12 protein-coding genes are annotated in these 14,621 nt (G+C 43.4%); 4 read left to right on the forward strand and 8 right to left on the reverse strand.

The window, feature by feature from the left end:
- Positions 1-66: 66 nt before the first annotated feature.
- The 3 genes from ACFGVS_RS24340 to dcd all read right to left on the reverse strand — a co-directional run bounded on the left by ACFGVS_RS24340 (position 67) and on the right by dcd (position 6,125).
- Positions 67-2,490 (reverse strand): TonB-dependent receptor, encoded by a 2,424-nt coding sequence (locus ACFGVS_RS24340; protein WP_439695923.1) that lies wholly within the window; start codon positions 2,488-2,490, stop codon positions 67-69.
- 61 nt (positions 2,491-2,551) lie between these two features.
- Entirely contained in the window at positions 2,552-5,278 is a 2,727-nt protein-coding gene (locus ACFGVS_RS24345; RefSeq protein ID WP_439695924.1) for a TonB-dependent receptor, read from the reverse strand.
- A 310-nt stretch (positions 5,279-5,588) separates the two neighbouring features.
- On the reverse strand, positions 5,589-6,125 hold the full coding sequence (gene dcd, locus ACFGVS_RS24350) for a dCTP deaminase (RefSeq protein WP_439695925.1): 537 nt from the start codon (positions 6,123-6,125) through the stop codon (positions 5,589-5,591).
- 202 nt (positions 6,126-6,327) lie between these two features.
- Between dcd and ACFGVS_RS24355 the strand changes: the two genes are divergently transcribed.
- The 3 genes from ACFGVS_RS24355 (at position 6,328) to ACFGVS_RS24365 (ending at position 8,464) form a co-directional block, all read left to right on the forward strand.
- Positions 6,328-6,972 carry a 4'-phosphopantetheinyl transferase family protein gene (locus tag ACFGVS_RS24355; protein WP_090641487.1) on the forward strand — a complete coding sequence of 215 codons (645 nt, stop codon included), beginning with the start codon at positions 6,328-6,330 and terminating at the stop codon, positions 6,970-6,972.
- Positions 6,972-7,730, forward strand: coding sequence for a lipoyl(octanoyl) transferase LipB (gene lipB, locus ACFGVS_RS24360; protein ID WP_090641490.1), 759 nt, complete (start codon positions 6,972-6,974; stop codon positions 7,728-7,730). The genes ACFGVS_RS24355 and lipB overlap by 1 nt, the downstream gene beginning before the upstream one ends.
- A 65-nt stretch (positions 7,731-7,795) precedes the next feature.
- Positions 7,796-8,464, forward strand: a complete 669-nt coding sequence (locus ACFGVS_RS24365) for an SGNH/GDSL hydrolase family protein (RefSeq protein WP_274209922.1) — start codon at positions 7,796-7,798, stop codon at positions 8,462-8,464.
- A gap of 54 nt (positions 8,465-8,518) precedes the next feature.
- Here ACFGVS_RS24365 and ACFGVS_RS24370 read toward each other — a convergent pair whose 3' ends face one another.
- Entirely contained in the window at positions 8,519-9,391 is an 873-nt protein-coding gene (locus ACFGVS_RS24370; RefSeq protein ID WP_439695926.1) for a hypothetical protein, read from the reverse strand.
- A gap of 113 nt (positions 9,392-9,504) precedes the next feature.
- Here ACFGVS_RS24370 and ACFGVS_RS24375 point away from each other — a divergent pair, with 113 nt between their 5' ends.
- Positions 9,505-9,786, forward strand: a complete 282-nt coding sequence (locus ACFGVS_RS24375) for an ATP-dependent Clp protease adaptor ClpS (RefSeq protein ID WP_090641497.1) — start codon at positions 9,505-9,507, stop codon at positions 9,784-9,786.
- A gap of 142 nt (positions 9,787-9,928) precedes the next feature.
- On the opposite strand, the gene ACFGVS_RS24380 is transcribed toward ACFGVS_RS24375, so the two are convergent.
- The 4 genes from ACFGVS_RS24380 to ettA all read right to left on the reverse strand — a co-directional run bounded on the left by ACFGVS_RS24380 (position 9,929) and on the right by ettA (position 14,164).
- Positions 9,929-10,996: a branched-chain amino acid aminotransferase gene (locus tag ACFGVS_RS24380; protein ID WP_439695927.1), complete on the reverse strand. Its 1,068-nt coding sequence runs from the start codon at positions 10,994-10,996 to the stop codon at positions 9,929-9,931.
- A 107-nt stretch (positions 10,997-11,103) separates the two neighbouring features.
- Positions 11,104-11,649, reverse strand: a complete 546-nt coding sequence (locus tag ACFGVS_RS24385; RefSeq protein ID WP_439695928.1) for a hypothetical protein — start codon at positions 11,647-11,649, stop codon at positions 11,104-11,106.
- Between the two features lie 101 nt (positions 11,650-11,750).
- Positions 11,751-12,287, reverse strand: a complete 537-nt coding sequence (locus ACFGVS_RS24390; RefSeq protein WP_439695929.1) for a hypothetical protein — start codon at positions 12,285-12,287, stop codon at positions 11,751-11,753.
- Between the two features lie 194 nt (positions 12,288-12,481).
- Positions 12,482-14,164: an energy-dependent translational throttle protein EttA gene (gene ettA, locus ACFGVS_RS24395; protein WP_439695930.1), complete on the reverse strand. Its 1,683-nt coding sequence runs from the start codon at positions 14,162-14,164 to the stop codon at positions 12,482-12,484.
- Positions 14,165-14,621: the final 457 nt, after the last annotated feature.

The raw sequence follows: 14,621 nt of genomic DNA on the forward strand, positions 1-14,621 counted from the left end.
AAAAATATTTGTGCATGGTGTATTGAAATAGCAGTTATCTTATCAGAATTCCAGTGGGGTTGTTTATTACTCAACGTTATACAGGTAAACTATCCGGCCCAAATTACCGTCGGCATCAATTCCTTCCACGGTTACGCGGTAAGTGCCCCTGGTATCGGCGTTAAAAAACTCAAATTCGGCAACGGCTTTGTCGACTATAATGGTTGGGTTCCAATAAATGGTTGTACGCAAATCGGGCTTTGAGTCGCTTTCATTGATCTTATCATATTTGGGCGAATAAAACTCCCTTGCCTTGTATAATCCGTTTGATTGGTATGTGATAACATCCGGTGTTGATGGTTTAATTGCGGTGCCGGAATGTTTCCTGGAAATGAGGTAAAGTACTTCCCTTGCGCCTGTTGTCATATCCATTTGCCCGGTTGTTCTGATTACTTCGGCACTTTCAATATCTGTCAGTAAAAGGGCACTAAAAATGGCCGGGTCAATAATACTTCCGTCAAGCTTTACCATCATTGGCGGCGGGTTTGGGTAATATTTAGCTATAGACCGTGCGGTATAAAACGAAGCGCCTTCTGCCGAGCTCCTCATCTCGATACCGCGTAGGCGTACGCCCAAAAAAGTGCTCAGGCTTTCTCCGGTCGGCTCTTTCGGAAAATCATTTATCACCTGGTCGGGGTGTTCTGCATGGCTAAAAATGTCTTTTGGCGTATCCTTTTTGTCTTTTATCACCACTTCTTTAAGTTGTATAGTGCGCTTGTCTAAACTTAATTTTAGTTGTTGTTTAACCTGCTTTTGGTAAGCAGTTAATTCTTTTATTGTATCCTTTTCGCCGGGTGCGTTTCTAAACGCAAATGATTTATGACCGGATAAGGTATCAAGCACAACCATTACATTTTTTTTATCCTTATCGGTGCGTGCTTGTATCACGTACCTTGCGCTATCCTCAGGCAGCCTGTTAAAGCTGAATTTTCCGTTTTCATTGGTTACGGTATCCAGCATGAAAATGCCAGCTTTAGTTGTTAACAGCTTTACTTTGCCGTTGGGTACCGGTTTGCCATCTAAAGTTTTTACATATCCGGAAATCTGTAATGATTTTTCGGCTTCAAATACCGGTTGCTGGTGCTTATCAGCTAATACCTGTTTCCATTCAAAACGACGATAACCCTGCGTAAGCATTAATATATCCAGGTCGGCCCGGGTTTTATCGGTTATATCAGTAAAGTAGTAGTTGGGCTGCTCGATATATCCTTTAATATCCGAAGTAAGCAGCAAATTGTTCAGGATCGTGTTTTCTGACAATTCATCCACAGGTGTAAAATCTTCGTTGATCACAGATACCGAAAAGCTTCCTGTAGTATAGCTATCGTCGGCAGTTTTGGCATCTAAGCTAAATTTTACTTTTTGCCTGGCTGCAGAAGTTTTGCCTGCCGATGTTACGCTGAGTTTGAGTGCATGGTTATTTTGGATAAAGACTACGCGTTCATTAAGCGGCTCGCCATTTGCAGCAAATAGTGTAAATCGTGTTATCCCTGTTGGGAAACGTTTTTTATCAATAACCGTATTGAAGCTTTGTGCCGCCAGCCTGAATGCGGCTGTGTAACAAATTTTACCAGCCGACTGTGCAAGCAGGTAATAGCCTGCGCTTTTTTGAGTTTCAAATAGCTTATTTGAGGCAACTATGCGTACACTTAAACTATCGGCCTGTGTATTATTAATGGCGATGGCAAAACCTTCATCATGCGCTTTTGGTAAATCAAAGGTATACCGGTTGCCATTTTTACACGTTATTTTAACCTTGTAAAGTTTGCTTGCTGCCGGCGTAATGGCAATTACCCCCATTCCTAAATGCCGGGTTTTAAATTCGGCTACTTCATTGTCGTCATTATCTGTTACTAATCCTTCCAGGTCTTCGCCCAGTCCTTTTTCATCTACCGACTTTATAGCTACTTTTGATCGCAGGCCGTTAATGAGTAGGCCCCCCTCCGGAAAAAACTGCACATCGGGCTTGGCCGTTATATTTTGTTTTTTTGCCTTTATCGCCTGTAAATCGCCTATGCTTATCTGTTGGCTAAAGAAATATGCCGGATCATCGTTACGCATCCAATTAGTATACGCCCGTAATTGATATTTACCCGTTTTTAATAAGACAGGCAAGGCAATATCTCCCCATCCTATGCCCGAGCTTAAAGGCAAGGCCATCCGGCTTAATACCGAATCTTTTGCTGTAAGTAATTCAACATACGCCACGTTGCTGATTGACGACAAGGAGTGGTTTTCGCCGGTTACCACATAGGCCTTAAACCAAATGGTATCGCCAGGCATATACCCCTGTTTATCAAAATGCAGATGAACCTTCTCTACCGGGTTTGCCGATGAATATTTTTCGAGCGCATTAATGGTGCGGGCCAAAAACGCCGAATCGGTTTGGGCAAAGCCGTTCAATGCGCAAAATAAAGTAAACAGGAAAATGAAGGTTAGGCTAAGTTTCATAAAAAAACAATAAATGCAATAGTTGAGGGGGGACGCAATAATTAACTGCTACCAACCCGGTTTACTCCACCTTATAGGTATAAACCTGCCGGCCAAGGTTACCCTCAACGTCAATTCCTTCAATTAAAATGCGGTAAGTGGCTTTAGCATCTGCATTAAAAAAAGAAAACGTGGCATTGCCATCTTTATCCGTTATAATATTAGGTTTCCAGTATATGGTTGAGCGTAAATCCTGCATCTGTGTATTGGTTTTAGGATCGTCATACGCCGGCGAATAAAATTCGCGGGCTTTGTAATATCCCTTTGGTGCATAGGTTACAACGCCCGGTGCATAGCGGTTGTAAACAGAGCCATCGCCGCCGCGCCTTGTCGTGATAACCAAAACGCCACCTCCACCACGAAAGCCATAAATTGCCGTATTGCCTATGGTGCGTAAAACTTCAACACTTCCTACGTCATTTGTAGATAAAGTATTTAAATAATCTCCATCAACCTGCATTCCATCAACCATAATGGTCATCGGCTGGTTTTGGCTACGGGTTGAGTAAGGGACTCCATTTCTAAAAGTCACCCCAAATATTTTCATTTGTAAGGAAGAGACAAAGTTTCCGCCCATGTTCTCAAAATCTTTGTAAGTAAGTACCTGGTCGGCGTTGCCGGGGCCATTTAAATTGTTGGAGTTTTTAACAAGGTCTTTTTTGCTCTTTACGTCCTTTATAAATACTTCTTTTAAAACAATAGTATGGTTGCCAAGCCCATATTTAATGTCCTCGTTAAACTTGCTTTTGCTGTTTTTAAGGTAAATAGCCTGGCCATCGCTAATGTTTACCTGTATATCGGGAGCATTTTTGTTTTTGCCTGTGGCTTGCGGGGCAATATTATCCAGTTCAATTTCCAGGTTTTTGCGGTCTTTAGCGGTGCGCGCCTGTATTACAAACCGGATGCTGTCCCTGAAAACAAGGTCTTTAAAAACAAAGTTACCCTTATCGTCAGATACCGTATCAATCATAAAAACACCGCCCGCTGTAGTGAATAACGTTACTTTACCCCTTACGACAGGTTTGCCCCAAAGGGTTTTTAAATGGCCGGATACCTGCAATGTTTTTTCGGGTTTATAAACTATTGGGTTAAAACTATCATTCAGTATTTTCTTCCATTCAAAACGACGATAGCCTTGCGTCATGAGCAGCACATCCAGGTCGGCCTGCGCATTTGCGTTCGCGTTGTGAAAATAATAGCCCGGTTTTTCGATATATCCTTTCAAATCGGACGAAAGCAGGATATTTGATAGGATAGTTTCTTCTGCCGTTTCATCAACCGAAACTTTCGACAAATCAATAACCGCTGCCGAGAAACTGGCGCTTACCGGCTTGTCCTCGGTATTTTTGGCGTTCAGGCTGATGGTCACTTTTTCACGCGGGGCGTATTTTTGCTTGTCGCCGGTTACCGAAAGTTTTAAATCATCATTGTTTTTAACAAACACCAGGCGCTCGTTTAGCGGTTCGCCCTTATCCGAGAACAGGGTAAATTGCACAATCCCCGATGGAAATTTGCTTTTGGGTATAGTTGCTGTAAACGTTTTACCTCCGTTGGGGCTGTTGCCTGCATAATAAATCTGGCCGCCCACCTGGGCCACCAACAAAAGGCTGGTTGCCGGGGTGGCGCTATTTAGCAGGTCTTTACCGGGCAGTATTGTAACCTCTATGTCGTCATCAGCGGAATTATCTATAGCCAAAGAATAGCCATTATCAACGGCCCCGGGTAAATCAAACACCCCTTCGGAGCCATCGGGATAAGTAACATGCGCTTTATAGGTTTTTCCTGCAGATGGTGCAAATTTAAAAACGCCCATGCCCAGGTGGGTACTGTTAAAGGCGGTAACCATTTGGTTTTGGTTATCGGCTACGGTTCCTTTAATATCTACGCCCAAACCATCGGCGCCAACTGCTTTAAATGCTATTTTTGAGTTTACCCCGTTAACCAGAGTGCCGCTTTCGGGAAAAAACTGAACGTCAATTTTATTAGATACTGCTTTTATTGCGATCGTTTTATCGGCTGTTTTCTTGTCGGCGTATTTGATGGTTGTTAGAATTTCCCCCGTGGCAGCTAAATCATTAGTGGTATTTATAAAGCTTGCATTAATATTGCCCTTATCGTCGGTAATGCCTTTGCCTTTAAAAATGTTTTTGCCATTTAGCTGTATTTGGTAGCCTACTTCTTTAGCCACGTAAGGTTCGCCATTGATATTGCTGTAAGTGATAAGCGCGTTTACTTTTTGTTTGCCGTTTTGGGTGGTGTAGGTAAACGCCGTTTTAGTAAAAACATCATTCCTGATGCTATTTACAACAGTGATGGTTTTATCAAAAAAATAAGCATCGCTTTCGTTACGCATCCAGTTGGTATAAGCGCGGACGCGGTAGGTGCCTTCCTGCATCGAATCGGCAAGGGCAAAATCGCCATTGGCCAGGCCGCTAATTAGTGGTAGTTTGATGCTGCGTTTTACAGAGTCATTTTCATCAATCAGGTCTACATTCAAAATTTCGCTTAATGCCGAAAGCTGGTGTTTATTACCGATGGTTACGTACGCCTTAAACCAGATATCATCGCCAATGGCATAGCTGGGCTTATCAAATTGCAGGTAAACTTTTTCCTGCGGATGCTCGGCCCGCCATTTATCAAGCTGGTCGACCATTTTGTGTAGCAAATCTTCGCCCGGGCCCTTAAAACTCAAAATAGCTGTAGCGATTACAGTTATCAATAAACCGGCAAAAAGAGGTTTGTTTTTCATCAGGTAAATAATTCTCAATCTACGGAAAATATTATAATAATATTATAACAAGTGTGTTACGGCAGGGGAGGCTCGGAAAATGGTTTAGGTTTTACGTGCTACGTTATAAGTTTTACGTTGATAAAACTGTGTTTAAAGTTATGGAGGTTTTGGGTTTTCATAGGTAGAGGTTTTGGATAGTTGGCGGTTTGACTGTTGGTTTAGGTAAAGGTTTAATCCGTCGGAAAAAAAAGTGAACATGTTTCTTACGACTAAAGGCTAATTAGCCCTAAAAAAAATGCACAACGTATCACGTATAACTTACAACGTACTAAAACTTATTCTTCCACATCATGCTTTCAACCGGGCGGGTGGTAGGGTTGTTGTATTTGGCGTTGTTTTTGGTGTTGTACAGGGTTTCAATTTCGCCTTCAACAACAAAATATATCAGTTGGCCAATGGGCATGCCGGCGTATACGCGCACGGGTTGGGCGCATGATATTTCAAGTGTCCAGGTGTTGCAAAAACCAACGTCGCCTTTGCCGGCTGTGGCATGTATATCAATACCCAAACGGCCAGTGCTCGATTTTCCTTCCAAAAAGGGTACATGTTTATGAGTTTCGGTATATTCTACCGTTACGCCCAGGTAAAGGGTGTTGGGCTGCAGTACAAAGCCCTCTTTAGGTATCTCAAAGGCATCAATTTCGTTATGTTTTTTGGCATCAAGTACCCTATCGCGGTAAGTAGCCAGGTGTTTACCCAAATGCACATCATAGGAATTGGTGCCAAGTTGCTCGCGAGCAAATGGTTCAATAATGATGGTTCCTTTTTCTATTTCTTCGAGGATGCGCTTATCAGATAATATCATAGCCAAATTTGATGAGGGGCGAAAATATAACTAATTACCGCAACAGGCAACAGTAAACAATCAAACATTGTGGAAATTGATTGTTGAATGGAATTTGGTATACAGTTAATTAAAAATCAATCGTTTATGAATATGATATGGCAATTATTATAATTAAATTTATTTGGCATAAGTTTGCGTCCGATTTTGCAATTTTACTTTTATGGCGATAGCATACCGGCAGCGTATTGATGATGACACTGAGTTTGCACTCTGGAAAATAGAGGAGCAGGCAGATGACCTGTATAAGCAATTGCAATTGGATGAAGATGAGAAAGCTTATGTTGAAAAGCTAAGCCACAGTAAGCGCTACCTGCATTGGCTTGGTACCCGCGTATTGTTGCGCAAAATGCTGAGCACTGATGAATATATTGATTGCAAGGTAGACGCGCATGGTAAGCCGTACCTGGTAAACCTGCCATACCATATTTCGCTGAGCCATTCGTTTGATTATGCCGCTGTGATGATTAGCAAAACCCATAAAGTGGGAATTGATATTGAGCAGATAAAAGAAAAAGTTGAACGCATAGCCGCTAAGTTTATGCGCCCTGACGAACTTGCTTTTATTGGCGATGATAAAAAGATAGAACACCTGTATGTGTGCTGGTGTGCCAAAGAAGCCGTTTATAAATGCAACGGGCAAAAAGAAGTGTCATTTGTCGATAACATTTTTTTAGAGCCTTTTAACTTTGAACACCATGGCGTATTAAATGCCAACCTGCATAAAAATGAACTTAATTTGGATTACACAGTTGGCTATATGCAATACGCCGATTATATGATTGGCTACGTAAAAGGGGATAGGTGATGAAAAACAAGAAAGTATTTTTCCAGGATTGGGGCCTCATAGATTACCAGCGGGCCTGGGACAGGCAGGAAGACCTGTTTTCGGCAACTGTAAAAACCAAACTGGATAACCGCAATAACGAGTTGGCCTATGCCGAGGCAGCTAAAGCCCTGGTGCCGGCAAATACATTTGAGCCTTTTGAAGCCGATGAAACCTTCAATTACCTGGTTTTTTGCGAACACCCTCATGTGTATACCTTAGGCAAAAGCGGCAAACCCGAACATTTACTATTAGATGAAGCCGGGCTGAAAGAAAAGCAGGCCGTTTACTATACCATCAACCGTGGCGGCGATATTACCTATCATGGCCCGGGACAAATAGTATCGTACCCGATATTGGATTTGGATAATTTTTTTACTGATATCCACCTGTACCTGCGTACACTGGAAGAGGCTGTGATATTAACCCTGGCCGATTATGGTTTAAAGGCCGGCCGTTACCCAGGCTACACCGGTGTTTGGTTTGATGCCGATAACGACAAGGCCCGCAAAATTTGCGCTATGGGTGTGCGCTGCAGCCGTTGGGTAACCATGCATGGCCTGGCATTTAACGTAAACCCCAACCTCGATTATTTTAAAAACATTGTGCCTTGCGGTATTGATGATAAAGCCGTAACCTCCATGCAGCAGGAACTTGGCTACGAGGTAAATATAAATGAAGTAAAAGAAATCCTTAAACACCACATTTCCGTATTGTTTGATATGGAGATGTTGTCATGAAAGCACTATTTTTAATTTTATTTTCGATAAGCGCCCTAACCGCGTGCTCAAAAAAGACCGATCAGATGCAAAAGATAAACAGCGGTGCCATTCCGCAGCCTGCAGATACAGTGCCGGTAACCGGCGCTGCAACAGATACCCTGAGCTACCTTGCTTTGGGGGATTCATATACCATAGGTCAGTCTGTTAGCCCTGAAGAGTCTTTCCCTTATCAGCTTGCAGCCATTCTGCCTGGGTTTAAAGTAACCGAACCAACAATTATAGCGCGTACCGGCTGGATAACCGACCAACTGATAGATGCCATCAAAAACAGCACTATCAATGATAAAACCTATGATTTTGTAACGTTACTCATTGGTGTTAACGACCAGTACGGAGGCTATAGTAAAGATAACTACCGTATTAAATTTGCAGCGGTTTTAAACACGGCTATTAAGTTTGCAAAAGGCAATAAAAAGCATGTATTTGTTTTATCTATCCCGGATTATGGTGTAACGCCCTTCGCCAATGGAAATGATGCGTTGATTGGACCCGATATAGACAAGTTTAACGCCATTAACCTGGATGAGAGCAAAAAGGCAGGAGTTATTTATGTTGATATTACCGCCATCTCAAAACAAGCCGCATTTGACCTAAGCCTTCTGGCTAACGACAGGCTGCATCCATCTGCCAAAATGTACAACCAGTGGGTGTTAAAGCTGATACCCGAGATACTGCCACAGTTTAAAAAATAGGGCTGGGCTTTGGCCGGTGGTTATCGGCTTAAACCCAGGCCCGGTAATAAATTGTTAATTTTTATTGAGGTAAAACTTTTCCCAAAAATCGGTTGATTTGGAAAGTTCGCTGCGGCTGCCTTCGGCACCGCCGCCGCCCATGCCTCCTCCGCGACCGCCCCTGCCGCCACGTCCGCCGCCACCTCCCATACCGCCGCCACGGCCTCCGCGACCACCGCCGCCGCCCATGCCGCCACCTTGCCGTTCGCCATTGTTTTCCGTTCCGTCACCTTTTGGTTTTTGGATGCCGTTTATTTTAAAATTGAACGCCCATTCGGTTTTAAACTGGTCATCGGCATGGAAAAAACTTAAGGGTATCGCCATTTCATAAATGAGGTTGCCTTCGGCGTCATAATTAATAGCAGCTTTAATTCCGTAGGTATTTGAGGTGGTGATCATGTCGCCTTCAATATCTTTAAAACCAACTACTTTAATGTCGCGTAATTTGGTTATGCGTTCGCGCTGCAAATCGTCGCGGTCTTGCTGGGTAACTTCGGTATTGTCGTCGGGGCGTTTGCCAAAATCGGGTTTGCTTCCCGGTTCGGCTAAGGGGAAGGTGAGCGAGAAGCTTTCTTTCTTTTTACCTTTATTATCAATGCTTAGGGTGATGCCTGCATTCAGCGTACGCATCTGGTCCATTTTATCGGTTATTTTGATGGCGGCGTAAAGGGTTGTCTGGTCATTGGCCAACGCGTAGTTTAGTTTCCGGTCTTCGTTAAAGTAGCGCAGGCTATCGCCCCAATCTTTGTCGTCGCCGTCTATTTTGATTGTTGGCGGTGGGGGTTGTAACCTGGCCGGTCCGCTTTTGGATGCCTGAGCGTTTGCTGTGGCAATGGTAAATAGTTGAACTGCTAATGGGATGATAATGCAACCAGCGATTTTTTTCATGTTGTTTAGATTGTCCGGTGTGTAGCAGGCACACAGTTGGGGTATGTTTTTAAGTGAATTGAACACGATTTTAGTATTTTTATTATTGTTTTTGAGTAATTTTGTAGTTACGTATGCCAACTGAAACACAGGAAGAAACATTTACCCTCGAAGAATTGCTGGCCGGACTTAAAGAAGTTCACCGCCTGATATTATGGAACGATGATTTCAACACGTTTGACCATGTGATCCACTGTATGATGAAATATCTGGATTACTCCGAACCGCAAGCCGAAAAAATTGCCTGGAAGGTACATAACGAAGGCAAATGCGCAGTGCTGGAAGGCTCCTTTACCGAAATGGAGATTTACCGTAAAATTCTTCAGCAAGAAGGATTGACCGTATCGGTTGATTAGCGTTGTACGTGGTACGTTTGACGTTGTACGTTTGCCGGAATAGGAGGAAATCAAAGTAATTTAGATATAATAATAAAAAGGAGTGATGCGGTAGCATCACTCCTTTTTATTATTTAAAACGTACAACGTCAAACGTAACACGTTATCCGACCAGGTAATTCCAGCCATGGTTATCTTCGGCACGGCCGTATTTAATGGCATCAAGGGTGGCCAATACTTTTTGCGAAAACTCGCGCGTTTTTGGATCGCTCAGGAAATATTCCTCGCCATCAACGCTGATAGAGCCTACCGATGCGATAGTTGCGGCAGTGCCTGCACCAAAAGCATCGGTTAGTTTGCCGGTTTTGGCGCCTTCGATAATTTCGGCAACCGAAACTTTGCGGGTTTCAACCGCAATGCCCCACTCTTTGGCCAATGCAATAACAGTATCGCGGGTTACGCCATCTAAAATGGTGTCTTTTGCTTCGGCGGTTATTAGTTTGCCATCCAGCATAAACATGGCGTTTGCGGCACCCATTTCTTCAACGTATTTATGTTCTTTGGCATCTGTCCATATCAGTTGGTCAAAGCCCTCTTCGGCCGCCTTGCGCGAAGGTAACATCGCGCTACCGTAATTGCCGGCTGCTTTTGCGTAACCCATACCACCTTCGGCGGCGCGGGTATAATAGGTTTCAATTTTTACACGCAGGGTTTTTGAAAAATATGGTCCAACAGGCCCGCAAATTACCATGTATTTATACGTTGCCGATGGTGTTACACCCAGGTAAGGATCTGTTGCAAACATGAACGGGCGAATGTATAAAGCATGGTTTGGTTTTGATGGAACCCACTCGCGGTCAAGGTCAACCACGGCGGCCATGCTTTGTAAAAATATTTCTTCGGGCAGGGTAGGCATACAAAGCCTTTCTGCCGATTTGTTAAAACGGATAGCGTTTTTATCAGGACGGAAAATGGTAACCTTTCCATCAGCATGTTTGTAGGCTTTCAATCCTTCAAAAAATGACTGGCCGTAATGTAAGGCCGAAATTGCCGGGCTCAAACCAATTTCGCCGTAGGGAATGACCTGCAGGTTTTTCCATTCACCATCAGCATAATCGGCCACAAACATGTGGTCAGAAAATGTTTTTCCGAAAGGTAAGTTGTCAAAATCCGTTTCTGCTAAACGGGAATGCGTGGTCTTGGTGATCTTGATGTCCAGCGTCTCTGTCATGGCCTTAAGTATTATAAATTAGAAAACGGCAAGTTAGGAATTTTTTTGTTTAGGTAGTGTAAGGAATTGAGTGTAAGTATGTTTTTTGACGGGGGATTGAATAGTCATTAATTCTTCTTTAATAACTTTTGACTTTTTATAACATCATATCCAAGTAAACCTTTGTCAAGCGTGAGTATAACCACGTCAAGATTTTTAAGATTTAAGGTATCACATGGAAATACCAGATATTTTTGCACCTCTTCATACTCAACTTTTATATTAAGACTATAGCAGCCATTTCTATTACTATAGGAGTGCTCTGAATGCAAAATAGGCAAGGTTACAGAAGATATGTCTCCTTTACCCCAGTTAAAATTGACTGCCATAAAAAGAGCGGCAACTACGCCACCCCAGGAAATTGTATTAAACACATATTGCCAGAGTAATCCACTTCCGTCTAAAGTTTGCCGAAGGGTGTTAAGAAAAAACGGCGTTGAAAGTACCCCGCTAATAATATATATGGAAACAGGGATGTATATTGGGATGAATGTTTTTTGATAAATATGTATTTCAAATATGGTTGACGCCAATCCAGTGAAAAATAGTATAGAAAAAAATATTTTACCAGGTTGATTGTCGACTTGTTTGAGAGGAGTAAAGTGTTTTTTCACAAATAAGTACTGATTAAAGAATTCTAATTTTAAGCGCGGGGATTTGATTCTTTTGATAGCAAATCGAGATCCGCGCTAAATCGTTCTTGATTGAACCCTGGCTACCTAATTGATGTAAGCTTATCTTTGCTGACAACCATGCCACCCGGCCCTAATTCCAAATTTCCTCCATTTACCACCCAATCTTTTACATTATCAGATATTCTCCAGATGTTGTTTAATTTATGGAGCCTTTTATCAATTAAGCGTGATACTTGCATACCCCAATTTTTATGCTTCTGCCTTAGTGCTTCATGTTCTACCCATCCGGCCTTATAAAATATACGACCAGGCGAAATTAATGTTGGCGTTCTTTTACAATCGGTAAATTGTATGATTGGGTCTTTGTAATTGTTGAATACATACAGGTCCTTATTAAATCCATGATTCATTTTTACCCCTTTTGCTTCCCTAAATTCATTTTTTAGCCAAAGCGTAAAGTAGTCAGAATCAATTGACGTGGTGATTTTGCTAACAGGGGCTGGTTTTTCTTGTTCAAAAGCGCCTCCGATAAAGACGTCAACTTCGCATGTGTCGATAAGGGCATTTAGTATACTGATTGTTTCATCACGGGTTATGAAGAAGTTTAATTGGCTCATTGATGTGTGGAGGATTCAGGTTAGGGTTGATAAAGACTTACGAAGTTTTAAAAACTTCGTAAGTCTTGGATGTATACGATAATTGTGGCCCCTTCAAGTTGATCTGCACAGTTCGCGATTGCTTCGTGCCTCGCAATGACATGGCGGGGAGTAATTCAAAAGTCTCCCCCTTCAGGGGGAGATTTAGAGGGGGCCTACACCGTCAACTTCTTATACTTAATCCTCTTCGGCGCAACATCACCTACGCGTTTTTTGCGGTTTTCTTCGTAGTCGGAGTAGTTGCCTTCAAAGAAGTAAACCTGCGAGTTGCCTTCAAATGCCAGGATGTGGGTACAGATACGGTCGAGGAACCAGCGGTCGTGGCTGATCACTACGGCGCAGCCGCCAAAGTTTTCAAGGGCTTCTTCCAGGGCACGTAAAGTGTTTACGTCGATATCGTTGGTTGGCTCATCCAGCAGCAACACGTTCGATCCTTTTTTAAGGGTGATGGATAGGTGCACGCGGTTACGTTCGCCGCCGGATAGTACGCCTACTTTTTTTTGCTGATCGGCACCGTTAAAGTTGAATTTTGATACGTAGGCACGGGAGTTTAATGGCTTGTTGCCCACCATAATAGTTTCCAGGCCGCCGGTTACGTTTTCCCAAACTGATTTGTTAGGGTCAAGGTCGTCATGCATCTGGTCAACATAACCTAAGGCAACGGTTGGGCCTACGCGGAAAGTACCTGCATCCGGCTGGTCCTGCCCGGTAATTAAGCGGAACAGGGTGGTTTTACCAGCACCGTTGGGGCCTATGATTCCTACAATACCTGCGGGAGGTAACGAGAAGCTCAGGTTATCAAACAATAATTTATCGCCGTATGACTTACTTACGCCGTTGGCCTCAATGACTATATTACCCAAACGCGGGCCCGGGGGGATAAACAGCTCCAGTTTATCTTCGCGTTCTTTGGTTTCTTCGGATGCCAGTTTTTCGTAGTTGCCTAAGCGGGCTTTTGATTTGGCATGGCGGCCTTTTGGCCCCATGCGTACCCACTCCAGTTCGCGCTCCAGGGTTTTCTGGCGTTTGCTTTCAGTTTTATCTTCCTGGGCCAAACGTTTGGCTTTTTGATCCAACCATGAGGAATAATTTCCCTTCCATGGGATACCTTCTCCACGGTCAAGCTCCAGGATCCATCCGGCAACGTTATCCAAAAAGTACCTGTCGTGCGTTACGGCTATAACGGTACCTTTATATTGTTGTAAATGTTGCTCCAGCCAATCTATCGATTCGGCATCCAGGTGGTTGGTAGGCTCATCTAACAGTAACACATCCGGCTCTTTTAATAAAAGGCGGCACAAGGCCACGCGGCGGCGCTCACCTCCCGATAATACCGAAATTTTGGTATCCGGCTCCGGGCAGCGCAAGGCGTCCATGGCGCGTTCCAGCTTGGTATCCAGTTCCCAGGCGTTTACGGCGTCAATCTGGTCCTGCAATTCGCCCTGGCGGTTCATCAGCTTGTCCATTTTGTCGGCATCGCTGTAGTATTCTTCCAGGCCAAATTTTTCGTTTATTTCTTCATATTCCTTTAATAAGGCCGTGGTTTCGGCAACGCCTTCCTCCACAATTTCGCGAACAGTTTTCTCCGGATCAAGCTCGGGCTCCTGGCTCAGGTAACCTACAGTATAACCCGGCGAAAAAACAACCTCGCCTATATTGGTTTTATCAATGCCTGCAATAATTTTTAATAAGGATGATTTACCCGAGCCGTTTAAGCCGATAACGCCGATTTTGGCGCCATAAAAAAACGATAGGTAAATGTTTTTTAATACTGTTTTTTGCGGGGGATAAACTTTGCTAACCCCAGCCATTGAAAAAATGATCTTTTCGTCTGCCATTATAATTGATTTGAAATGCTGATGAACATTTTATGGTGTGAGTAGCTGTTTCTAAAAATAAAAAGTGTCGTTTTGAACGCAGGCGACGACTCACCCCGACCAGGCTTCGCCGGTCGGCCCTCTCTCTGGCTTCGCCGCAAAGAGGGTAAGGAGATCAGCACTCTTCAAGCCCCTCTTTCCACCGCAGGTGAAGAGAGGGTGGCGGGCGTAGCCTCGCCGGGTGAGTCTTTCCCTGGTTAGTTTACGGCATACTTGCCTGTAACCTGCACCCGGATTTTCCTCACCCCAATAACAACTCTCTATTTAAGAGCTATACTCACACTATAAATGAATATCGCAACAAATATGAGTAAAATAGATGGATTCGCTTAAAAAACCGGTGGCAGAAAAATTATTTACTGCCAAATGCAACTCCATGTTACTTTATACATACTTGTAAGTATTTAATTGCGTTTAA

Source organism: Mucilaginibacter sediminis (assembly GCF_051903035.1).
Lineage (GTDB): Bacteria > Bacteroidota > Bacteroidia > Sphingobacteriales > Sphingobacteriaceae > Mucilaginibacter.

Coding starts and splice junctions, on each gene's coding strand:
- lipB (WP_090641490.1), top strand. CDS start 6,972: ATGAAAAACAAGAAAGTATTTTTCCAGGATTGGGGCCTCATAGATTAC.
- ACFGVS_RS24365 (WP_274209922.1), top strand. CDS start 7,796: ATGCAAAAGATAAACAGCGGTGCCATTCCGCAGCCTGCAGATACAGTG.
- ACFGVS_RS24355 (WP_090641487.1), top strand. CDS start 6,328: ATGGCGATAGCATACCGGCAGCGTATTGATGATGACACTGAGTTTGCA.
- ACFGVS_RS24375 (WP_090641497.1), top strand. CDS start 9,505: ATGCCAACTGAAACACAGGAAGAAACATTTACCCTCGAAGAATTGCTG.
- ACFGVS_RS24345 (WP_439695924.1), bottom strand. CDS start 5,278: ATGAAAAACAAACCTCTTTTTGCCGGTTTATTGATAACTGTAATCGCT.
- ACFGVS_RS24390 (WP_439695929.1), bottom strand. CDS start 12,287: ATGAGCCAATTAAACTTCTTCATAACCCGTGATGAAACAATCAGTATA.
- ACFGVS_RS24380 (WP_439695927.1), bottom strand. CDS start 10,996: ATGACAGAGACGCTGGACATCAAGATCACCAAGACCACGCATTCCCGT.
- dcd (WP_439695925.1), bottom strand. CDS start 6,125: ATGATATTATCTGATAAGCGCATCCTCGAAGAAATAGAAAAAGGAACC.
- ACFGVS_RS24340 (WP_439695923.1), bottom strand. CDS start 2,490: ATGAAACTTAGCCTAACCTTCATTTTCCTGTTTACTTTATTTTGCGCA.
- ettA (WP_439695930.1), bottom strand. CDS start 14,164: ATGGCAGACGAAAAGATCATTTTTTCAATGGCTGGGGTTAGCAAAGTT.
- ACFGVS_RS24370 (WP_439695926.1), bottom strand. CDS start 9,391: ATGAAAAAAATCGCTGGTTGCATTATCATCCCATTAGCAGTTCAACTA.